Below are 22,752 nucleotides of genomic sequence, written 5' to 3'. Positions count from 1 at the left end.
TTGTTATTTTTAGAAAGGAGTGTTGCATGCACTCCTTTCTTTTTAATACGTAATACTAAATTAAGGAAGAGACTCTTATGGCTCAAATTATTATTGATAAGCAAAATGGTGAACTAGCCTTTAGACTTGAAAAGTTTGAAGATCTTAGTCAGTTTGACCATTTACAGAGAAAAAATTATTATTCTATTATTTTACTTAAAGGAAGTAATTATAAGTTAAGTGTAGATCTTTCTAATTATGAATTGCAAGGCAACCAAATGATTTGTTTGTCGCCTTATCAACCTTTTATGATTTCTTCTGAAGAATTTTGTTCAGGTTGGTTGTTAAACTTTCATCCAGATTTTTTCTGTACCTATCGACATCAAAATGAAATTGAAACTGAAGGCATTCTATTTAACAATTTTCATGGATTACCACATTTTAAAATTTCTGAAGAAGCGTTGTTTTTTAATTTAATAGATCAAATTTCAAAAGAGATGGATAGAGATTCTATTGCTCAACATGAAGTTCTTGTTGCTTTTTTGAAGGTGTTTTTAATAGAAGCCGTGAGACAGAAAAAACAATTCGATAAAGATATAGTACCAAAATTTTCTGACAGTCAGTCTGAAATCTTACAAAATTTAGTAGATGCTATTGAGAATAATTATTGTGAGTTGCATTCTCCAAAAGAATATGCAGATGCTTTGTGCGTTAGCACTAAAACATTGGCAGGAATTGTAAAAAAGTATTTGCTCCAAACACCTAGCGAATTAATTTTTAATAGAATTATTATTGAAGCTAAACGTGAGCTATATTTAACCTCAAAGCCGTTGAAACAAATCGCTGCTAGTCTTGGGTATGATGATGAATTTTATTTTAGTAGGTTTTTCAAAAAGAAAGTAGGTGTTTCTCCCGATAATTATAGAAAGACAGTAGGTTTTGCCAAACTGGAAAAATTATGATTGTCAGGTTGTCTTAAGTTGCACATAACGTACCTTACAAGAAACTTAGGTTAGGAGATATGCGATATGTTTGGAGTTGGTACTAAGTCCAATCTTTTTATACTTTGTTACCTACTGACTTTTTCTATTAAATGTTCTGAAGAATTAAGTTAACAATAGCTAAAAACTTAATCTATTACTCTTTCTAAATGCCATATTTTAGAAACTATCTGCCATCCATTTTCTCCATTAACAAAACCAAGATGGTCTACAAACACATTACTATGTGCTCTAATTCTTATTTTAACTGTTGCACAAGAATTTGATAACCAATCAATCAATAAAATTTCTGCTTGAGGTTCTTGTCCTTTGCTCGCAGGTGATACTCTTCCTCCAACATCTTTGCTAAAACTATTGATGGATTCAACAAAAACCTTTCCTTCATCGACATCGAATAAGCTAGAATTTTTATGGAATATTTTGTTGAGTATTTCAGTATCACAATAGTAAAGAGCATCGAAATAAGTTTGTATAGCACTTAGTAAATCGGTTGTTGAGTTCATTTTTTGTTTTTGCATAATTTCTAAAATTTATTTTCGTCAAAATTAGTTTGAGTATTGTGTTTTTTTTAATCTACAAATTGAGCCTTTTTAAATTTTAGCTGAAATTTTCTCAATTACACTATAATTACAAAATGTTAATTTTGTCACTTATGGAAATTAAATATTTTAGGTTAATAAAAACTATTGCTGAAGAAGGGAGTATTGCTAATTCAGCTGAAAAATTGTTTTTAACACAATCGGCTTTGAGTCATCAATTACGAGAACTAGAAGAAAGATTAAGGTTTAAGGTTTTTCTTAGAACTAGAAATAAATGGGAATTGACAGATGAAGGAGTCGAATTATATAAACTAGGAAATACAATTCTTGAAAGTATTGAAAAAGGTTTTCAAAATATTGAGCAGTTGCGAACTGGTTCCGTTGGCATAGTCAAAGTGAGTACAGAATGTTACAGTTTTTATCAAGGTCTTTCTGCTTTTGTACAAAAAATGGGTCTTTTGTATCCTGAAATTAATGTTGATTTAATTCTTGAAGCAACCCATCAACCAATACCAAAAATTTTGTCTAATGAAATTGATATAGCAATAATCACTTCAAAACCTGAAAATGAAACATTATCAAGTATTGAAATTTACGAAGATGAGATTTTTGCAATTATGCATAGAGAAAACACTTTAAACAAAACTGGTTTTATAGATGCAAATGATTTTTTAGAGTCACATTTGATCATCCATTCTTTTCCATTAGAAACGGTCTCGGTATATGACAAATTTTTAAAACCAAATAAAATTACGCCACTCAAGATTTCCGCTATTCCTCTTACTGAGGTTGCCTTAGAAATGGTCGATGCCAATATGGGAATAATGTGTATGCCTAAATGGGCATTAAAACCCTTTAAATTGTCTGATGATTTGGTTTTTAAACGAATTGGTAGAAGTGGATTGAAAAGAACACATCATTTAGTTTTTCGTAAATCCGATAAATCAAAGAAGTATATTAATGATTTTATTTCAAATTTTAAAGATAATTTTTCGAAGATTTGAGTATTTTCAGGTTGTAGGTAACGCTTAATATATATGCCGTAGCAGTGCAAAATGTTACCTTGCTTTTTGATTTTTCTGCGCATTGGTTGCTAACTTTTCCTTTCTGGAAACATTTCGCCTCACCAAAAATATAGTAACCTTTTGATTCATCACTTAATTGCTATGACATATATATAATGTTACCAAATCGTTTTTTTCCATTTCATTAGTCAAAATCAATTCAGAAAATTCCATTTTTCGGGGAGATATTTCTTCCAACCTCTATCATAAGTGTCCCAATAAAGTAAGTCATTATTATGCCAGAAAACATAAATAATTTCTCCAATTTTAAAAGGCTTGCTCGTATTGTCTGCATAACGTAACTTTCTAATCGTATAATCTTCATTTTCCAGATCAATTTTGACATAAGGGTAATTCAGTTGCGTATAGTCATTTCTCATAGGCCCTTTTTCTCGTTTATATTCAACAACTTCCGCTTCAATTTTTAAAGCGCTCGATCTTAATTTAATAAACTGGACTTTTGTATGAATTAAATAAATTAAAACTCCAACCCCAATTGTTATAAGACTCCAAATTCCCATTTATTTCTATTGTTTGGTAACAAGTATATATAGTTACAAAAAGTAACTACATATCTTTTTTCATCAGGAGCTAATTTAATAAATCTTTTATACCTGTTAAGTTCTAACTCAACCCTCTGGTAAAAAATTTTGATCGATTACGGAATCCCATAACATACGTATTGATTATTGATATAGCTTAGCCATTTTTAAAATCAAATATTAACTTTTAAAACCACAATGTTTATGTCTAAAGAAAATTTTGAAATCAAACTAGCCGTATTAAATAAAATCGATACAGATGCTATTAAAACACCTAATATGCCTGTTGATAGTGCTTTGCAAGAAGCCGAAAATCTATATGTTTGGGCCAGTGATGATAAAAAAACGTTACTGAGTAACTCTGGCTTGGATTGGACAAAATATGCTAAAGACTTACCTGTTCGTGCCGGGGCATTGCGCCACGCACAATCATTATGGGTTAGCGAACGCTACGGGCAAGAAGAAGCTAATAAATCATGGAAAGAGCAATCTCCCAAAGCATATGAGCTAAGAGATGATTTGTTAGACGATTTTAGATATGCGTTTAGAAAGCGCCCTGATCTATTAAGTCGTGTGCGCGAGATTGCTAGTGGCAGCGGCAATGCTGATATGATTCAGGACCTTAGTGATCTAAGTGTATTAGGAAAAAGCAATCCAGAAGAGCTAACTGTTGCAAAATTCAAACTAGCAAAACTGGATGTTGCGGCCAAATTCTCTAATGATATGGCAGAGCTATTGGCCAAAGCTAACGGAGCTACACTCGAAAACTCTATGGCCAAAGAGATACGTGATAAAGCCTTTACTCATCTTAAAGAAGCCGTAGATGAGGTGCGCGATGCCGGCAAATATGTTTTTAAGAATAATCCTGAGCGGTTTAAAGGATACATTAGTATATATAATAAGAAGTAGTATCAATATAAGATCTTTTCTCCATTGAAATAGAGGATTAAGGTGGGGGTGATTCAATTACCCCTCACCCTGCCCCTCTCCCCAAGGAGAGGGAATAAACTATAGCGTATACTATAGTATAATAAGAAGGCTTTTAGGACTTACGCTGATCCATACTAACAGCTCCCAATCACTTTTAAATACTCCCTGGGACTTATTATTGTTTTCCCAGCATACATATAGGCTCTCCCGGTTATTTTTTTATGCTTCCCGGTGCTTCATGTATATTTCCCGGGAATTAATATCGCATTCCCAGTCGCCGGGATGAGATAATATAGTGCCGGGATGATACCTATACCTGCCGGGAAACCTCTAAAACTTGACAGGAGAGGTATTCATATTGCCGGGAAAAGGTCATCACCTCCCGGGGAAGTATAAAAACCTGCCGGGACGCCTAATAATACGGCGGGAGCTTTTTAATTCTTTATCTCAATACTAAATCGGTCTATGGTATTAAGTTTTTCAACTTCTGAAAGTAATTTGGCGTACTCAGATGCGTAGTAGGCTTCTACTCTATCCTGTTCTTCCTTATTTTGTTCCTTTGATTTTGGATCTACATCACCAGTTGTTGCCATATTGGGGAGATCAAACCTATAATCTTTAGGATAGACCGATTTTACAAATTTGTGCATAGCATGAGTTCTGATTCCTTTCTTAATGTTTTCATGGTCAACAACTACATATAGGGTAAGCTCTTTATTTCTTTTTAAATAATTTGTTATCCGTTCCTCAAACTCGTGCTCGCATTTTTTCTTATAATCATAGAGCCTTAGCTCTACAAGAATACTTGCTTTTAGAGAATCTACTCCTGTACTATTAGTAACCTTTATTTTTTGAATGTTGTTCAATACTGTCAATTTATATGTGCCTCTGGGTATCTCAGTCTTTTTTAGATTTCTTTCTTTTTTCTTTATAAAAGGATTTGTCTGCGATGTATAACGTTTTTCTTATTTCGCAATATACTTTTGTTCTATCTTTATTAGTAAGTTGCGTTAACTTTATGATTTCAATTTCGTTTTCTTGTTTCACCCTGTCTTTTATTGTCGACAGCTCTTCTGGGGTATAGATAAACTCTGCATACAAGTGTTCTTTAGCGGGGCGTTTAAAGCTAATCTCGGCAGATTTATCCCAAACCACATATTCTTCGCCAATAATATTCATTAACTGAACCATTGGGATGGGGTCCACAGCAGAAAACATGCTTCCGCCAAAAATTGAGTTTACGTAATTCTTATTTTTATAACTAATTGGTAGCTTCATAGTTACCTGAAGCAAGTCTTTTGAAACTTCTTTTATACGCCCTGTGCTTCTTCTGTACATAGGAGACCAATTAAAACCATATTTAAAAAGGTTATGCTTTCCTATATATTTTGATCCTACTTTTGCTATTTTCTGGTAGATTGACATCTTATTTCTGAATTTAGATGAGTGTAAAAATATTCATCTCTGTTGATTTTTTTATACTTTTCTTACTTCATATGACAATTCTACCATACCATCTTTATATGCTGTTACATCTTTTAGATGTAATAACCGTTCTTGACCGATATAATCAAAAAACAACGTACCATCACCTAAGAGAACAGGCATGATGGATAGTATAATCTCATCCACCAGATCTAAACGAATAAAATCTTTGGTAAGTGCAGCCCCACCTACCAACCAAATGTTTTGATATTTAGGTTTTAATCGATCGTTTACAAGTTTGCTTAGATCACCGACATAAAATTCAACACTTTCTTTATTAGTACTTAGAGTTCTATTGGTCAATACAATAACTGGAACATCACCATAGGGCCACCCTAGTTCTAGAGCATGCTCATAGGTTCGTGATCCCATGACATAACAATCTATAGATTTTAGAAATTCTGCAATATATTCCTGGGTTAGGGTAATCCCTTTTTCATAGGTGTCTGAAGATTGCATCCATCCAATATCTCCATCTTTTTTGGCAATAAAGCCATCCAGACTTGAAACCATATGTAAGGTTACTTTAGAGGTATTAGCAGTCATGTTTAAAGTTTTTCAACAGTTATCAAAGTTAAGATAGTTATATTCCTTTTACACATTTAATTCATTACTTTCTCTAAAGCCAAAGAACTTCATAATACCGATACAACAAGAACTTATTTTCTTTTATAAAGTTCGTTATGAATCAAAGCTTCGAGATCTTTAAATTTTATTTTCAATGAGGTAGAAACTAGAGATAATGGAGATCCATACATTTTATAGTTTGTTTTCATCGCTCTTTTTGATAAACTACCTTTGGCTCTATCGATATATTTATCGGGTTTATCAGTTAAAATCATCAGCATTTTTGTTGATGCTATTTGCAAAGTTTCAATCCCCGTAATATCCTGCCATTCTATAAGACCTACGCTTGTTGCATTTGAGTTATCTGTAATTCCGTTTTCATCTATGATTAAGCCCATCTTTTTGTCAAACAATTTTCGTATTGCAAATAATAGACATAATCCAAAAAACACTACCGAAACAATCCCTATTATCAGAATTACAGTTTCATTTTTGATGCGCGAAGTGGTAAATGTCTCAGGATTCAAGGATAAAAAAACACCACCAATCACAAAGGCCAACGCTCCAAATACCAGCAGAACAATTTTTGTCTTACTTAATGGGATTTCGATTTTTTCACTCATTGTTGTATTGATTGTTTTCTGATATTACCAAGGTACTTATATTTCTATAGTCAAACAAACTACATTATATGTATCATTACTCCATGCTTTTGAAGTGATACCACATCATTGCGATCCTAATAGTAATTTTCGAATAGCGGCCAATTGAGAAAGTAAAACAATCGGTACGATTACGGCAGGCAACCAAACAAATGGGAAATATGTAACTCCAATATTGGGTTGATCAAAAGCTAATTGCTGAAACGGTGTCTGTGCACTTAGAATGGCTATTGTCAAAATATTTATTAATAAAGCAAGGCAGACGAAATTCCAGAATAATAGAAACCGGTTACCAAGTTTCTTCTTTTTAAATACCCAGTAATATACTAACGGAGCCGTGATCCCTGAAATAATATCAAAGTTGTACCCTTCAAAGGTCATATATACCGGAATTAGGCCGCTTAAAAAAACTGCATGCAAAACAATCTCTACAGGGACTCTTACAACATGCAATATAGTAAGCCATTTTAGGTTTAGCGAATCCATAAACTGCCTTCCTCTTTTGGTAAGAAATAACAATAGCACTACTACAAAACCAGGCCCTATCAAGAAAACAAATCTAGGCGGGAATGTATCTATTTTTTGATAAAATCCGGATAGCCCCAAAACCCCCACTGCAATTGCCCAAATCAGAACAGCAGATACTGTTTTCATGTTCTTGTTTGTTGTTTTATAGAACAACCAAAGTGTAGCTATAACTGTTAGGACAAACATAATAATCGTAAAGAAGGATACGCTCTCCATAGATGTAAGTTTTTATCTAAGATAATCAACCTATCTGTTTTTTGGAAAGAAGCTGCTCATTAAAATTTGTCGCAACTATAATTAGTTTTGAGTCTCAATTTTACTAACAAATTCACTCAACTCTTTTAGTACTATATCAGGATTAGTTATGTGGATATGGTGTGGACTATTCTTGTAATCTACCAACTTTTTTACAGGATGATTGGAATGATCTATAAGCTCTTGATATAAATCAAGATACTTTTGTCTTACTTCACCATCATTTTTTGAAGCTGATATGATGTAAATCGGCAGGTGAGACAAATCTATATTAGCACTTTTAAACTGTTCGATTGAGGCATCTATGGCTTCGGTTTCTTCTCCGAATGTTTTGATACATTTTGTTATTTTATATGTGGGATGTGGTGGATTTGGGAGCATAAAATATGGTATTCCGCTCCATGATAGATCAGTCATTGAATATTGGAAAAAAGATTCTATCATTGATGGTTCTGGGAGGCCATCCTTCATTTTTTCATGACTTGGATCGATTAAGAAAAGTCCCGATATGTTACTAGGAAACTTATGTGCAAAATAACGTATATGAGCACCACCGATAGAATGCCCGATCATAATATAAGGACTTGGTATATTCGCTTTAGAAAGCACCGAATTTAATTCAACGGCTATTTGGTCGGTTGTTCTGGGGTTCTGGCCTTCTTCGCTAAAACCAAGACCTGATCGATCATACATAAAAACTTTCCCCATTTGCGCAAGAGAATCTTGAATTGCAGACCAGGTATTTATATTTTCTCCAAGTCCAGTTTCAAGAACGAAGGTGTACTTTCCTTCTCCAAAAAAATTATAATGAATACGATTTCCCGATATATCAATAAACTGTCCAGAAGGCTGAAACTCTTTGGTTACCTTTTTGTCATAACTATATTGATGTATTGAGCCATATAAAATAAAACTAACCAGTAAGGCCATGAGAAGTATTACAATCCATTTTATTATTCTTTTGATCATATCTATTGTTGGTTTATGAATAAAAATACAAGTTTAATAAATAGGTTCTTAGAGTGAATCAACTGAATATATCAGGAAAACACCCCTTTTCAGTTAAATCAGAAGCCACGTTCAATAAGGATAATTTAGGATTACAAGTCGATCTAATCGATTGTTCAATTTTATGACTGCTTTTCTACAAATTCTTTAAATTGATTCATCCATTTTTCTGCTGGTTTCTTATACATCCCTGGAAATAGAATTGCAATAAGCTTTGGCATAATCCAATTGATACGAGTGTATTCAAATTCATATTCATATCTTGTTTTTTTATCTCCTAAAGGAGTAAAAGTACATTTCATGGTATTATCCATATGCTTATGATGATAACTTGCTTCAAAAGAATTTGGTAAACGATTTGCCGTAATAGTCTCTGTTAATTCCATCTCACCTTTACCGTATTGGTAATACATTTTAGACACTGCTCCATCTTGCCCCTCATTACCACTTACAAGTTCTTTTCGTATAAAACCATCCTGATATTCTTTGAGGTATTTAGGATCTGCAAAAAGTTCGGTTAGTTTATCTATATTTTGATTAATATCCTTATAGCCTCTAAATTTCATGTTTGTATATTTTTGTGGTTTCCTTATTTAACTTTAATATTTAGCCGTAAACTTTCCAATTCTTTGACCTTGTTGTACAGTTAGTGAAGTAAGTCTGTTTTTTTCAAAAAGTAATAATACTGTTGATCCGCCAAATGCAAAATATCCAAGTTTTTCTCCTTTGTACACCTTTTTAGAAGTACTAGGTTTAACATCCCTAAACTTTTCTACAAAATTTACCGATCCAATGGTCTGTAAGCCTATGGGAATCATAGCTACATGCCCAAAATCTTGAGTGTTTATAATAAAATAACCATGTCTAAAATCCTGAAATACGCTATAATCCTTGTTGTAACCAGGATTACCATTATTAATCATGTCTAATATGTTGGGCATTCCAAATAATCGATCCCCCACACTTTCTTTGGATTCGACCATGATTCCTGATACCGGTGCATGATAATGATGGTAATTTGTGGGCATTAAAAACACGGCGATGGCTGTACCGCCAATAAACTTTTGTGCATATTCAGATGAATCAAGAAGTTGATTTAGGCTTAACTCCATTTTTGCTTTGGTTGGAATTTTGGTATCCAGTTTCAAGTCGTTATTAATCACATTGATGACTCCATCTGCAGGTGACACAATTACAGAATTGTCATGAACATTGTCTATTGGTCGTGCCCCATGTTTAATATCTCTAGTAAAAAAGTCATTAAACGATGTAAATCCATCTTTGGGCAAAACAAAATCCTCATTCCCAAGGCTTTCATCGGATAACCATTCGTTTATATTTTTTGTTGAGGCTGGACTTTCCATAAATTTGCCTCGCTCTTCGATAAAGAATAAAGACCAGCTCAAACCTGGTTCTTCCAAAATAAATTTTTGACCATCAGGGTTTTGATAGTATAGCAGCGAAAATTTAATAATACGATCCAATCCATTATTTTTATTGGGTAGAAAATAAAACCATTCATTTAAAAATGTATATAAATCCTGGATACCCTTACCACGCCAAGGATTCTTTGAACCATCAGCTAAATCCTGGACATTTTTAAACATCTTATCGACTGTAGATTGAAATTCGATATTAGTGGTATACAATTCTTTAAGTTTTTGAACAGGAGGAGAATCATTCTGAGCCTTCATCTCGTTTATTAGAAATAAAGAAAAGGTAAGTACATATATAGAAAATCGTATTGCTTTCATCTTATAGTGTTTTAAAGATTAAGCATCGTATTTAAGTAAAAAGTAGTTGGGCTCTGAAGCATTCTCTTAAGTGAAAAATCGTGCTTCTTTTAAAAATATAAGCTTATAAAAAGCTTGGTACTATTAAGAAATATCAATATAATCAATTTATTTCTCCCATTATAATTTTATCGGGTTTTAAACTATTCTTTAGTCTTTTTAAGTTATACTTCTTTTATTGAATAGCAAGTGAGTATATTTTCAATTCTTATTAAGAATATATATTACAATGCCTTGTCTATAATCTCTTGCACTACTTCTGGATTTAACAAAGTACTGGTATCTCCAAGATTACTTATATCTTTTGACGCAATTTTACGTAAGATTCGTCGCATAATTTTACCACTACGCGTCTTAGGTAGTCCGGGTACAAATTGTATTTTATCAAGCTTTGCAATTGGCCCAATACGCTCTGTAATCTGTTGATTAACCTCTTTACTCAAGTTATTGCGATCTCTGTACTCTCCCGTTTCTTTCAAAATAACATATCCATATAATGCATTTCCTTTTACATCATGCGGAAATCCAACAATAGCGGATTCTGCGACAGCAGGATGCTCGTTGATTGCATCTTCAATGGGAGCAGTACCCAAATTATGCCCTGAAACTATAATTACATCATCCACTCTACCTGTAATTCGATAGTATCCTACCTCATCACGTAATGCGCCATCACCTGTAAAATATTTATTTTCAAAAGCAGAAAAATACGTTTCTTTATAGCGTTGATGATTTCCCCAAATGGTTCTAGCCATAGACGGCCATGGAAATTTGATACACAAACGACCATCGACCTGATTTCCTTTTATTTCTTGACCACTTTCATCCATCAATGCTGGTTGTATCCCTGGCATAGGTAAGGTGGCATAAGTGGGTTTAGTTGGTGTAGAATATGGAATTGGTGAAATCATAATACCTCCTGTCTCGGTCTGCCACCAGGTATCGACTATTGGAGATTTCTTTTTTCCTACATGATCATTATACCAATGCCATGCTTCTTCATTAATGGGCTCTCCTACTGTTCCTAATACCTTTAAACTAGTAAGGTCATGATTAGCAACATAATCCAGATTTTCTTTGGCTAAGGCTCTAATTGCCGTTGGTGCTGTGTAAAACTGCGTCACTTTATGTTTCTGTACGATATCCCAGAAACGACCATAATCAGGATACGATGGCACTCCTTCAAACATTACCGTAGTTGCACCATTGGCCAGTGGTCCATATACGATATATGAATGCCCGGTAATCCAGCCAATATCTGCTGTACACCAATAGATATCATCCTCTTTATACTGAAACACATTTTTAAAAGTATACGCCGTATACACCATATATCCAGCAGTAGTATGAAGCATTCCTTTAGGCATTCCTGTAGATCCAGAAGTATATAGAATAAACAAGGGGTCTTCGGCATTCATAATCTCTGGCACACAATCCTTATATGCTTCATCTAATAACGGTTGCAGCCAATGATCGCGACCTTGTTTCATATTAATATCAGACCCAATTCTCTTGGCCACCAAAACTGTTTTTACCCCCTGGCAATCTTCTAAAGCCTCATCTACAATACCTTTTAGGTCAATTGTTTTTACACCCCGGTAAGATCCATCAGAGGTGATCACCATTTTTGCATCGCAATCATTAATACGAGTTGATAATGCTGTAGCTGAAAATCCAGCAAAAACAACAGAATGTATAGCTCCAATTCTGGCACATGCTAATACCGAAACCGCTAACTCGGGTATCATTGGCAAATAAATACATACTCGATCCCCTTTATTGATTCCTTGCTCTTTAAGTACATTGGCAAATTTGCAAACACGTTCATGTAACTGTTTATACGTTATATGTTGTGCATCTTCTTGGGGATTATTGGGTTCAAAAAGAATTGCTGTTTTATGTCCTTTATTGCGTAAGTGTCTATCAATACAATTTTCTGTAATGTTAAGTTGTGCTCCTTCAAACCATTTAACCTCGGGTTTAGTAAAATCCCAGCTCAATACATTGTCCCATTTTCTTCTCCACATGAAATGTTCTTCCGCGATTTCTGCCCAAAAGGTTTCTGGATCTCTTACTGATTTTCGATATACCTGGTAGTATTCTTCAAGATGTTTTATGTGATAATTACTCATTGTGTGGTTGGATATTTTATGTCTTCAGTCGACTATAGTTTATTCGTTATATTTTGAATCTGGAAAATAAAGAAATATATCTTCAGAAGTTTAAAAATTTCGCTAAAATGATCTAAAATTAATACCAAAGGATAGTTTGTCCTTATAATCTACCTCAATTATTATAAGAGCAATATTGCCATTATTATCTTTAAATTCATTAAAAACCATTAATGTGGTTTAGCATCACCTGCTTCATTGGGTATTCTTATCCGTTCGACAATTTCTTGTACATGTTCTGGAGGTGGAGGCGTCATCCTTGATATAACCATAGAAACTACTACATTTACAATCATCGCAATAGTACCAAATCCTTCTGGAGAAGTACCAAACCACCAATCTTGTTTTGGTTTGGGTTCTAACACTCCTATTAATCCAGTTTTATAAATTAGCATATATACCAACATTAGTGTAGTTCCTATAATCATTCCGGCTATTGCACCTTGTTTGTTCATTCTCTTATCAAAGATGCCTAGTATTATTGCTGGGAAAAATGATGCAGCGGCCAAACCAAATGCCAATGCCACTACAGCTGCTACAAATCCCGGTGGGTAAATACCAAATAATCCTGCAATGATGATGGCGACAAGTATACTTATACGTGCTGCCCAAAGCTCTCCTTTTTCAGAAATATTAGGTTTAATTTGTTTCTTGATTAAATCATGAGATATTGAGGTAGAGATCACCAATAATAATCCGGCTGCAGTAGACAATGCTGCTGCTAACCCACCTGCCGCCACCAAAGCAATTACCCAGTTTGGTAATTTAGCAATCTCTGGATTAGCCAAAACCATAATATCTCTATCTACATAGAGTTCATTAACAGAAGTATTAGCGTTAGAGATCAAACGTTGTCCATATTTACCTCGTTCTTCTATATATTTTGGTTTGCCATCCAGAGCGCTACCATTCACATATTGGATTTTACCATCATCATTTTTATCAGACCAAGCTATTAATCCAGTGTTTTCCCAGTTTTTAAACCATTCTGGCACCGCTTTGTATTCTTTATTGCTCACAGTCTCAATCAGATTTGTTCTTGCAAAAACAGCTATTGCCGGTGCCGTTGTATATAAAATTGCAATAAACAGCAAGGCCAATCCAGCTGATTTGCGTGCATCTTTTACTTTGGGCACTGTAAAAAAACGTACAATTACATGTGGTAATCCAGCGGTACCCACCATTAATGCAAGGGTAATTGCAAAAATATCCCAGGTAGATTTTGATCCGCTGGTATATTCTTTAAAACCCAATTGAGTATGGAGTGTATCAAGTTTATCGAGTAAATATGTCCCATCTTCTACGGTAGATCCCATCCCTATTTGTGGAACTATATTTCCTGTCATTTGCATGGAGATAAAAAAAGCAGGAACCATAAAAGCAAAGATAAGTACGCAGTATTGCGCTACTTGTGTATAGGTGATTCCTTTCATTCCCCCAAGAAATGCGAATACCAGTACCACCGCCATACCAATCATAACTCCTAAATTAATATCAACCTGAAGAAACTGTGAGAATACGATCCCCACTCCCCGCATCTGGCCTGCAACATACGTAAACGATACGATCAATGCGCAAATTACTGCTACTGTTCTGGCGGTATTAGAATAATATCGATCTCCAATAAAATCAGGAACAGTAAACTTTCCAAATTTTCTAAGATAGGGAGCTAATAATAAAGCAAGTAATACATATCCACCAGTCCACCCCATTAAATAAACAGATCCATCATATCCGCTAAAAGAAATAATCCCCGCCATTGATATAAATGATGCAGCACTCATCCAATCTGCAGCAGTTGCCATTCCATTTGCTAAGGGTGACACTCCTGAACCTGCTACATAAAATTCTTTAGTAGAACTGGCTCTGGCCCATATGGCGATTCCGAAATAAAGCGCAAAAGTAATCCCTACTAAAATCCATGTCCAAACCTGAACGCTCATCATAGTATAATTTTTTGAGTAGTACTTAGGTTATTCATCATAACCATATTTTTTATCTAACTTATTCATTAATCGTACATACACAAAAATGAGTATTACAAAAACATAAATGGAACCTTGCTGTGCAAACCAGAACCCTAATTTGAAGCCTCCCAATTTAAACGTATTTAATGTGTCTTTAAATAAGATACCGGCCCCATAAGAAACTAAAAACCAAATTGTCAATAAAATGACTAGGTACTTAATGTTTTCTTTCCAGTAGGCTACTGCTTTTTGTTTATTTGTCATACTTACTACTTTATTGAAAAAAGATCAATTATCACATCTACTTTTATGCTGATAGGTTTGTTCCATGATCATAATTTATACTAAAATACACATAATAATGACATCAAGAATTGCTGGTGAGGATCCAACATAAAATTATTATGAGTTTCTAGTACATTGTACATATATTTGAAACATCATATAATAAATTAAAGACTGTAAGCGTTTTTTCTCATGAAATTTTGGTTTAATTTCGTAGTAACAATTCCTTTTTGATTGTATATAAGAACATAGTAAACACCCCAAATGAATAACAAAAAAATTACCCAATACGCTATATATGCAGTTGCAGTATTATGTGCTGCACTGATTAATGAACATATCATTAAGTATGTAAAAAAACATATCGATCAACAAGGATATCTTTTGGTGCTAATCGACATGGCAATTGTGGTACTTATTTTTGCTCCGGCTTTTGCACTAGTCACCAAATACACAAAAAAGCTATCTCAAGTTTATCTCAAAACTTCTAAAAAGTTCTCTAGCAGTAACAAAAAAGGTACTCTTTGGGGATTTGTAATCGCTATTTTTATACTGTTTATTCTTTATGCACATCTTAGGCATAATATTGATGTAATTGAAGATTTAAAAGCAATGGTTCCTAGCTTATGATTGGTGAGCTATAAAATGTTCAACTTCTTTCTTCGTGAAAATGGGATTAGCTCCTTTACTACCAGCTACCATAGCTCCTATTGCACTTGCAAAATCGATCGCTTCTTGAGGTTTCTTTTTCTGAAATAATTCTGAAATCAAAGAAGCTAAAAAAGAATCTCCGGCTCCTACTGTATCAATCACTGTAACCTTATAACCTGTGTTATGGTAAAATATATCCTCATAAAACAGAGTGGCTCCTTTTGCGCCCTTGGTAATACATATTTGGTTAGTATTTGTATGTGAAGCAATAGCCTTTACCTGATCTTCGAAAGTACTTTTTTGTATCTTAAAAAACGTACAGATCTCTTCTAACTCTTCATCATTAAGTTTAATAAAATCTGCTTTGCTCATAAGTTCTAAAAGCAATTCTGCATCATAATGAGGTGGTCTTAAATTGACATCCAAAATTTTAAAATTAGCATGGTTTAACAATTGAAGTAATGTATTTCTGGAAATTTTGTTTCTACTTGCCAAACTACCAAAGATTACAGCATCAGATTGTTGAACTTCTGTCTTTAGATCTTCAGAATACTCGATAAAATCCCAGGCAACAGGTTTACTGATCTTATAAGATGCTGTATTTTCTTCATCTAAAGCAACCAATACTTCTCCTGTTTTATGCTGCTCATCGATCTGAAATGTGTGTACGGGTAACCCTTGTTCTTTTACAAACGCTATAATTTCTTTGCCTAAGTCATCATTTCCTATTTTAGTGATAACCGATGATTCTATATCCATACTATGGAGTCGCAAAGCTACATTAAGCGGAGCACCTCCAATTTTTTTATGTGTTTCAAAAATGTCCCAAAGTACTTCTCCAAAGCTGGTTATTTTCATTTCTAAGTTCTTTATCATTAAATATAATTCTTTTACTCGATAATTGAGATTTAAATACTATGAGGTGATTTACTGAAAACTTAAATATTTTAAAGATCTATGAGATAAAACAATAGTATATAAGCAACCCCCACAGGTTAACTACTCCTCTGGGGGTCTAGACTAAAGCTAAAAAAATTAAACTAACTCAACTTACACTCAATTAAACTTGCTTTAGTTTCTCTTTGATATTTTCAAGACATAAATTATTGATACTACCTATATGACTATGTTTTGTATTTTTTTCGGGTTTATACTTTCCATTTTCTATATCGAGTCCTATTTTTATGTAAGCATCTCTAAACGACATCCCCTTCATTACCAACTCATTAAGTGTATCAACACTGAATAGATAATCATATTTATTATCGTCTAGAATATTTTGGTTTACAGTCACATTTTTTAAGGCATATATTGTCATTTCTAAAGACGCTTTCAAATCCTGAATTGCAGGTATGATTCCTTCTTTAAGTAACTGTAAATCTCTATGATATCCGCTTGGTAAATTATTGGTTAACAACGTTAACTCATAAGGTAATACTTGTATTTTATTGCATTTTCCTCTAATCAATTCGAATACATCTGGATTTTTTTTATGAGGCATAATACTTGATCCTGTAGTAAACTCCGCTGGTATACTTATAAAATTAAAATTTTGACTCATGTATAAACAAACATCCATTGCTAGTTTAGAAAGTGTTCCTGCCACACTACTCATTGCAAATGCTGTAGATTTTTCAGATTTGCCTCTACTCATCTGAGCAGCTACAACATTATATTTTAATGTTTCGAATCCTAATTCTTTTGTTGTAAACTCTCTATCAATCGGAAACGAACTACCATAACCCGCAGCACTTCCTAAAGGGTTTTGATCTACAACTTTTAATGCTGCATTTATAAAATATAAATCGTCTACAAAGCTCTCTGCATAAGCCGAAAACCACAAACCAAATGAAGATGGCATTGCGATTTGTAAATGGGTGTACCCTGGTAAAAGCGTTTCTTTATATTGTTCTGCAGAAAGTAGCAGATTGCTAGATAATTCTTTAATTAGAGATTTAATTTGTAATAATTCATCCTTAAGATATAAATGCATGGCAACAAGGACCTGATCGTTTCGAGATCTAGCGGTGTGAATTTTTTTACCTGCTTCACCAATTCTTTTGGTAAGTTCGAATTCTATTTTAGAGTGCACGTCTTCAAACTGGTTTTCAATAACAAATGTACCCGCTTCAATCTCGATAGATAAGCTATTCAATTCTTTTTCTATATTTAAAATTTCATCATCAGAAAGTAAATCGATACTATGCAACATCTTGGCATGAGCCAAAGTTGCCTGTATATCGTATTTGGCAATCACCAAATCTAACTGTCTGTCATTACCTACAGTAAACATATCTATCTTTTGATCTGTTGGTAATCCTTTATCCCAGAGTTTCATTATCTTAATCTTTATCAATTAATTCCGGTATTGACCGGAATGATCATATTTTATATTTCTTATAATATACCTTCCAAAATCTTTATATACAATGCTATTCCTTCTTCTATTTCATGAATATAAATAAACTCATCAGCAGAATGTGATCTGGTAGAATCGCCTGGCCCTAATTTTAGAGATGGACAACTCAAAACAGATTGATCTGATAGCGTTGGTGATCCATACGTTGTTCTACCCAATGCTATACCGGATTTTACAATTGGATGATCCTTTGGTATTGACGAGGATCCTAAATCCAGAGATCTGGGTTTTATTTTGACATTGCCCGGCATTGCTTGTTTTACAATATCTAAAATCTCTTCATTTTGATATTCATCATTTACTCTTATGTCAACCACTAAATCACAATGAGATGGTACTACATTATGTTGATTCCCTGCATTTACTTGTGTTACGGTCATTTTTACTTTCCCAAGGGCTTCTGATTCTTTCTCAAACTCATATCCTTGAAACCATTGTATGATATCAATTGCATTATAAATTGAATTATCATCATTTGGATGTGCAGCATGACTTGCTGTACCTTGTATGGATACGTCCAATACTAATAATCCCTTTTCGGCAATAGCTAATTGCATTAACGTTGGTTCGCCCACCACCCCAAATTCTACATTTTTCAGGTATTTGAGCACACTTTTTAACCCCAAAGGCCCACTACTTTCTTCTTCTGCAGATGCCACTATTACAATATTATAGTCTAAATCTTTTTGATTATAGAAATACGTAAATGTTGCAATTAAAGAAACTAAACACCCTCCGGCATCATTGCTTCCTAAACCGTAAAGTTTCCCGTCATTTACAAAAGCATTAAATGGATCATTTGTATAATTCCCATTTGGTTTCACAGTATCATGATGCGAGTTTAATAGAATCGTTGGTTTCTGTTGATCAAAAAATTTATTATATGCCCAGATATTATTATTCTCTCTCTCAAAAGGTATATTATGACTTGTAAACCATTGCTCTATTAGTAATGCAGTATTATCCTCTTCGGCAGAAAAGGAAGGTGTTTCTATAAGCTTATGCAAAAGCAATATGGCCTGATCTGTTAATTCTTTTTGTGTCATTGTTTAAAGACTCAAGGTCGTATGTTTAATATTATTATCTCTTATAAATTCTGCATTAGCAATATGCACTTTGTTTACATTTTTATGTAATGCTTCAAAGCAATTTTGCAGCTTAGGTAACATTCCATCAGCGATGACTTCAGTATCTCTAAGTTTTGAATATGTTTCCAAATTAATATGTTCTATTACCGAATCCTTATCTTCGATATTTTCTAAAACACCTTTAAGTTCAAAACAGTAAAATAATGAAACCTCAAAGTGATTCCCCATTGCAGAGGCAATTTCGGATGCTATGGTATCGGCATTGGTATTAAATAACTGCCCATCACCATCATGAGTAACTGCACAAAACACAGGAGTAATACCCAATTGTAAAAAGTTATTGATTACATTATCGTTTACTTTAATTACATCTCCCACATACCCATAATCAATAAACTTAGGTTCTCTTTTTTTAGCTAAAATCACATTAGCATCTGCTCCAGTTAGCCCTATAGCATTACAGTTATTTTTTTGTAATCCAGAAACAATTGTTTTATTTAATAATCCGGCATAGGTCATTACCACAATATCCAGATTTTCTGCCGATGTAATTCTTCTTCCATCGATCATTTCTGTTTTAATATTTAATTTTGAAGCCAAATTAGTAGCCGATTTCCCTCCCCCATGTACTAATATTTTCGCTCCTTCAACTTTAGAAAAATCTTTTAAAAAAGAATCTAAAGCCTCTTGATCCTCTATGATGTTACCACCAATTTTAGCGACAAATAATTTTTGCTTTTTCATCATTTTTCGTTTTTCAGGATTTTTTTTAACACTAATTGTGCAGCATATGTTCTATTATTTGCTTGTTCAACAATAATTGAATTTTGACCATCTAACACAACATCATCAACTACAACATTACGTCTTACTGGTAAACAATGCATAAACTTAGCTTGATTGGTTAACTTCATTTTGTCTTCCGTAATTTTCCAGGAATCATCTGCACTCAACACTTTACCATAATCGGTATATGAACTCCAATTTTTTACATAAATGAAGTCTGCATCCTTAAATGCACTTTCCTGGTTGTAATCAATGGGCACCTGTTTAGTAATCTGACTGGCTAACTCAAATCCCACAGGGTGGGTAATTACAAAATGCGCGTCCATTTGTTGCATCATTTCTACAAATGAATTTGCAACTGCCTGCGGTAAAGCTTTTGGATGCGGTGCCCATGATAGTACAACTTTAGGTTTATCTTTCTTTTTGTATTCTGTTATCGTAATTGCATCTGCTAATGCCTGTAATGGATGTCCCGTGGCACTCTCCATATTAACCACCGGGATTGTGGCATATTTTATAAATCCCTTTAGTACCTTTTCGCTATAATCTTCATCTTTATTTTCGAGTTTAGCAAAAGCCCGTATTGCTATTACATCGCAATATTGAGAAACAACTTGAGCCGCTTCTTTAACATGTTCAGAATTACCTTGATCCATTACAGTACCATCTTCATATTCTAGAGACCATCCTTCTTTTGTAAAATTCATTACAATTACATTCATACCAAGGTTTAGTGCAGCTTTTTGAGTACTTAAACGTGTACGAAGACTTGGATTAAAAAATAGTAAACCAATAGTCTTATTAACACCTAATACCTTATCAGAAAGGGGTGCTTTCTTTATCTTGATAGCCTCATCAACCCAATGATCGAGTGAATCAATATCTTGTATAGAAAAATAATTCTTCATTGTACGTTTTCTTAATGCTTAATATTATCAAACAATTACACTTTTCTCTATGACCAACACTTCTTGCAAAGCCTTTATAAATAGATCTATTTCTCTTTTTCCTATGGTTAATGGAGGAAGAATTCTCAATACATTTTTATTCATCGCCCCTCCTGTAAAAATATGCTTGTCATAGATCAGTTTCTTTCTCAATTCACTCACTTCAAAATCAAATTCTAATCCCAACATAAGTCCTTTACCTTTTACTTTTCGAACTCCCGGGAGATCACTCACTAAAGCCGAAAAATAATCTCCTAGTACTCTTGCATTATCTATTAGTTTTTCGGTTTCGATGACTTCGAGAACTGCTAATGCCGCAGCACACGCTAAATGATTACCTCCAAATGTAGTACCCAACATTCCATAGTTTGGTTCAATATGAGGAGCAATCAAGATACCTCCAACAGGAAAGCCATTACCCATCCCTTTAGCTATAGAAATGATATCAGGCGTAATACTGTGAAACTGATGAGCGAAGAATTTTCCGCTTCTTCCATATCCAGATTGTACTTCATCTAAAATCAAAACCACACCAAGTTCATTACACAATCTTTCTAAGGATGTAAAAAACTCTGTACTTCCTTCATTTAAGCCTCCTACACCTTGAATAGGTTCTATAATTACCGCGCAAACATCTCCTTTTTTTAATTCTGTTTCTACCAATTCGATCTGATTTAATGGTAAAAAGGTAACGTCTTGTTGTTTATTTAATGGCGCATTAATTTTGGCATTATCTGTTGCAGCAACCGCTGCCGATGTTCTGCCATGAAATCCATTATTAAATGCTACGATTCGTGTTTTTCCTGTAAAGAAAGAAGCAAGTTTTAATGCATTTTCGTTTGCTTCAGCACCAGAATTACATAAGAATAATTGATAATTGTCGTAACCGGATAGTTTTCCTAATTTATCCGCTAATTTTGATTGTAAGCTATTTTGAACTGCATTAGAATAAAAACCAATCTTTTCAACTTGTTCTTTTATTTTTTTGACATAATGAGGATGCGAATGACCTATCGAAATAACGGCATGTCCTCCATACAAATCTAAATACTCGGTATCGTTCTTGTCAATCACAATGCTACCATAAGCATTAACGGGCTCTACATCATACAATGGATATACGTCGAATAGTTTCATTTCTTTATAATTCGTTATTGGTTAATAGTTTATTGTTGTTAGTTTTTACAATTTCCATCTAAAAACTATCAACTACTTTATTGTATTTATTTTTTCATAAGAAGCCATTACTCCTTTAATTACCGAAGAACTTAATCCCTGATGTTCCATTTCATTTAAGCCTTCAATTGTGCATCCTTGTGGAGTCGTTACTTTATCTATTTCACGCTCTGGATGGGTTCCGTTTTCTGCAACCAAAGTGGCAGCACCAATAGCGGTTTGTACTGCTATAATTTGAGCTTCGTGAGGGTGAAATCCCATTTGTATCCCACCTTGTATCATTGCTCTTAAAAATCTTAAAAAGAAAGCAATTCCGCTAGCTCCCAAAACCGTAGCAGCCTGCATCAAACGTTCTTCAATCACCAATGTTTCTCCAATAGTATTAAACATTTTTTCTACAAATACTAATTCTTCTTTGACATCATCATTTGCTGAAATACATGTCATCGATAGTTTCTTTGCTGCACCTGTATTAGGCATTACTCTAATTACCTTATTATTTGGAACAACCTCATTGATTTCGGCTAATGAAGTTCCTGTAACCGTAGAAATTAAAATCTGATCACTTGTAACGACATCTTTAATCTCTCGTAAAACGGCATCTAATTGTCTTGGTTGCACACAAAGAATCACCCATTTAATTCCTTGTATTGAAGTTATAATATCTTGTGATGTTGACACTCCAAGTTTTTCTTCAACTTCTTTAAGGTTATACTTGGATTTATCTACTACCGTTATATTCTTGGCTTCAAATAATTCACTACTCGCTAAACCTGATATGATAGATTTTCCAAGATTTCCTCCTCCTATGATTGTTATTTTATTCATTTTGTTTCATTGTATTACTTCTAAGCAATCTGTATTTACTTCTTATTCTCTTGGGAATGTAACCTGATCCTCGATCATCTC

24 protein-coding genes are annotated in these 22,752 nt (G+C 33.8%); 4 read left to right on the top strand and 20 right to left on the bottom strand.

Going from position 1 to position 22,752, the window contains the following annotated elements:
• Nucleotides 1-77 precede the first annotated feature (77 nt).
• Nucleotides 78-941 (top strand): helix-turn-helix domain-containing protein, encoded by an 864-nt coding sequence (locus JJQ60_RS04170; RefSeq protein ID WP_201916915.1) that lies wholly within the window; start codon nucleotides 78-80, stop codon nucleotides 939-941.
• A gap of 167 nt (nucleotides 942-1,108) precedes the next feature.
• On the opposite strand, the gene JJQ60_RS04165 is transcribed toward JJQ60_RS04170, so the two are convergent.
• Nucleotides 1,109-1,483 (bottom strand): nuclear transport factor 2 family protein, encoded by a 375-nt coding sequence (locus JJQ60_RS04165; protein WP_201916914.1) that lies wholly within the window; start codon nucleotides 1,481-1,483, stop codon nucleotides 1,109-1,111.
• 149 nt (nucleotides 1,484-1,632) lie between these two features.
• Here JJQ60_RS04165 and JJQ60_RS04160 point away from each other — a divergent pair, with 149 nt between their 5' ends.
• Nucleotides 1,633-2,523 (top strand): LysR family transcriptional regulator, encoded by an 891-nt coding sequence (locus JJQ60_RS04160; RefSeq protein WP_201916911.1) that lies wholly within the window; start codon nucleotides 1,633-1,635, stop codon nucleotides 2,521-2,523.
• A gap of 215 nt (nucleotides 2,524-2,738) precedes the next feature.
• Here JJQ60_RS04160 and JJQ60_RS04155 read toward each other — a convergent pair whose 3' ends face one another.
• A complete protein-coding gene (locus JJQ60_RS04155) occupies nucleotides 2,739-3,104 on the bottom strand; it encodes a hypothetical protein (RefSeq protein ID WP_201916909.1) in 366 nt (121 codons plus the stop codon).
• A gap of 225 nt (nucleotides 3,105-3,329) precedes the next feature.
• Between JJQ60_RS04155 and JJQ60_RS04150 the strand changes: the two genes are divergently transcribed.
• Complete coding sequence (locus JJQ60_RS04150; protein WP_201916907.1) at nucleotides 3,330-4,034, top strand: hypothetical protein; 705 nt, start codon at nucleotides 3,330-3,332, stop codon at nucleotides 4,032-4,034.
• 455 nt (nucleotides 4,035-4,489) lie between these two features.
• Here the strand turns inward: JJQ60_RS04150 and JJQ60_RS04145 are convergent, their stop codons facing one another.
• The 11 genes from JJQ60_RS04145 to JJQ60_RS04095 all read right to left on the bottom strand — a co-directional run bounded on the left by JJQ60_RS04145 (nucleotide 4,490) and on the right by JJQ60_RS04095 (nucleotide 14,755).
• Complete coding sequence (locus JJQ60_RS04145; protein WP_201916905.1) at nucleotides 4,490-4,921, bottom strand: hypothetical protein; 432 nt, start codon at nucleotides 4,919-4,921, stop codon at nucleotides 4,490-4,492.
• Between the two features lie 31 nt (nucleotides 4,922-4,952).
• The gene (locus JJQ60_RS04140; protein WP_201916903.1) at nucleotides 4,953-5,480 is read right to left on the bottom strand and encodes a DUF4442 domain-containing protein; all 528 of its coding nucleotides are present in this window, start codon (nucleotides 5,478-5,480) and stop codon (nucleotides 4,953-4,955) included.
• A 51-nt stretch (nucleotides 5,481-5,531) separates the two neighbouring features.
• Nucleotides 5,532-6,086 (bottom strand): dihydrofolate reductase family protein, encoded by a 555-nt coding sequence (locus JJQ60_RS04135; RefSeq protein WP_201916901.1) that lies wholly within the window; start codon nucleotides 6,084-6,086, stop codon nucleotides 5,532-5,534.
• Between the two features lie 113 nt (nucleotides 6,087-6,199).
• Nucleotides 6,200-6,730, bottom strand: coding sequence for an STM3941 family protein (locus JJQ60_RS04130; RefSeq protein ID WP_201916899.1), 531 nt, complete (start codon nucleotides 6,728-6,730; stop codon nucleotides 6,200-6,202).
• Nucleotides 6,731-6,835: 105 nt separating this feature from the next.
• Complete coding sequence (locus JJQ60_RS04125) at nucleotides 6,836-7,513, bottom strand: hypothetical protein (protein WP_201916897.1); 678 nt, start codon at nucleotides 7,511-7,513, stop codon at nucleotides 6,836-6,838.
• A gap of 81 nt (nucleotides 7,514-7,594) precedes the next feature.
• A complete protein-coding gene (locus JJQ60_RS04120; protein ID WP_201916895.1) occupies nucleotides 7,595-8,521 on the bottom strand; it encodes an alpha/beta fold hydrolase in 927 nt (308 codons plus the stop codon).
• A 161-nt stretch (nucleotides 8,522-8,682) separates the two neighbouring features.
• Nucleotides 8,683-9,126, bottom strand: a complete 444-nt coding sequence (locus JJQ60_RS04115; RefSeq protein ID WP_201916893.1) for an SRPBCC family protein — start codon at nucleotides 9,124-9,126, stop codon at nucleotides 8,683-8,685.
• Nucleotides 9,127-9,159: 33 nt separating this feature from the next.
• Nucleotides 9,160-10,314 (bottom strand): phosphatidylserine decarboxylase, encoded by a 1,155-nt coding sequence (locus tag JJQ60_RS04110; protein ID WP_201916891.1) that lies wholly within the window; start codon nucleotides 10,312-10,314, stop codon nucleotides 9,160-9,162.
• A 263-nt stretch (nucleotides 10,315-10,577) separates the two neighbouring features.
• Entirely contained in the window at nucleotides 10,578-12,500 is a 1,923-nt protein-coding gene (gene acs, locus JJQ60_RS04105; RefSeq protein ID WP_317193992.1) for an acetate--CoA ligase, read from the bottom strand.
• A 194-nt stretch (nucleotides 12,501-12,694) separates the two neighbouring features.
• The gene (locus tag JJQ60_RS04100) at nucleotides 12,695-14,467 is read right to left on the bottom strand and encodes a sodium:solute symporter family protein (protein ID WP_201917218.1); all 1,773 of its coding nucleotides are present in this window, start codon (nucleotides 14,465-14,467) and stop codon (nucleotides 12,695-12,697) included.
• 30 nt (nucleotides 14,468-14,497) lie between these two features.
• A complete protein-coding gene (locus tag JJQ60_RS04095; RefSeq protein ID WP_201916887.1) occupies nucleotides 14,498-14,755 on the bottom strand; it encodes a DUF4212 domain-containing protein in 258 nt (85 codons plus the stop codon).
• Between the two features lie 285 nt (nucleotides 14,756-15,040).
• On the opposite strand from JJQ60_RS04095, the gene JJQ60_RS04090 reads away from it, so the two are divergent.
• Entirely contained in the window at nucleotides 15,041-15,406 is a 366-nt protein-coding gene (locus tag JJQ60_RS04090; RefSeq protein ID WP_201916885.1) for a hypothetical protein, read from the top strand.
• On the opposite strand, the gene JJQ60_RS04085 is transcribed toward JJQ60_RS04090, so the two are convergent.
• The 7 genes from JJQ60_RS04085 to proC all read right to left on the bottom strand — a co-directional run bounded on the left by JJQ60_RS04085 (nucleotide 15,401) and on the right by proC (nucleotide 22,671).
• Entirely contained in the window at nucleotides 15,401-16,303 is a 903-nt protein-coding gene (locus JJQ60_RS04085) for a carbohydrate kinase family protein (RefSeq protein ID WP_236669029.1), read from the bottom strand. The two genes, JJQ60_RS04090 and JJQ60_RS04085, sit on opposite strands and share 6 nt — an antisense overlap.
• Before the next feature lie 184 nt (nucleotides 16,304-16,487).
• Nucleotides 16,488-17,765, bottom strand: a complete 1,278-nt coding sequence (gene argH / locus JJQ60_RS04080) for an argininosuccinate lyase (protein ID WP_201916883.1) — start codon at nucleotides 17,763-17,765, stop codon at nucleotides 16,488-16,490.
• 59 nt (nucleotides 17,766-17,824) lie between these two features.
• Nucleotides 17,825-18,892 (bottom strand): M20 family metallo-hydrolase, encoded by a 1,068-nt coding sequence (locus tag JJQ60_RS04075; RefSeq protein WP_201916881.1) that lies wholly within the window; start codon nucleotides 18,890-18,892, stop codon nucleotides 17,825-17,827.
• A gap of 3 nt (nucleotides 18,893-18,895) precedes the next feature.
• Nucleotides 18,896-19,678 carry an acetylglutamate kinase gene (gene argB, locus JJQ60_RS04070; protein WP_201916879.1) on the bottom strand — a complete coding sequence of 261 codons (783 nt, stop codon included), beginning with the start codon at nucleotides 19,676-19,678 and terminating at the stop codon, nucleotides 18,896-18,898.
• Complete coding sequence (locus tag JJQ60_RS04065) at nucleotides 19,678-20,628, bottom strand: N-acetylornithine carbamoyltransferase (protein ID WP_201916877.1); 951 nt, start codon at nucleotides 20,626-20,628, stop codon at nucleotides 19,678-19,680. The genes argB and JJQ60_RS04065 overlap by 1 nt, the downstream gene beginning before the upstream one ends.
• A 27-nt stretch (nucleotides 20,629-20,655) precedes the next feature.
• The gene (locus tag JJQ60_RS04060; RefSeq protein ID WP_201916876.1) at nucleotides 20,656-21,804 is read right to left on the bottom strand and encodes an aspartate aminotransferase family protein; all 1,149 of its coding nucleotides are present in this window, start codon (nucleotides 21,802-21,804) and stop codon (nucleotides 20,656-20,658) included.
• Between the two features lie 72 nt (nucleotides 21,805-21,876).
• Nucleotides 21,877-22,671, bottom strand: a complete 795-nt coding sequence (gene proC / locus JJQ60_RS04055; RefSeq protein WP_201916874.1) for a pyrroline-5-carboxylate reductase — start codon at nucleotides 22,669-22,671, stop codon at nucleotides 21,877-21,879.
• Nucleotides 22,672-22,752: the final 81 nt, after the last annotated feature.

The sequence above is a fragment of the Aquimarina mytili genome, from assembly GCF_016735115.1.
Taxonomy (GTDB): domain Bacteria; phylum Bacteroidota; class Bacteroidia; order Flavobacteriales; family Flavobacteriaceae; genus Aquimarina; species Aquimarina mytili.
Note: the sequence above shows the minus strand (reverse complement) of the source record. Positions and strands in the feature narration are given on the sequence as shown.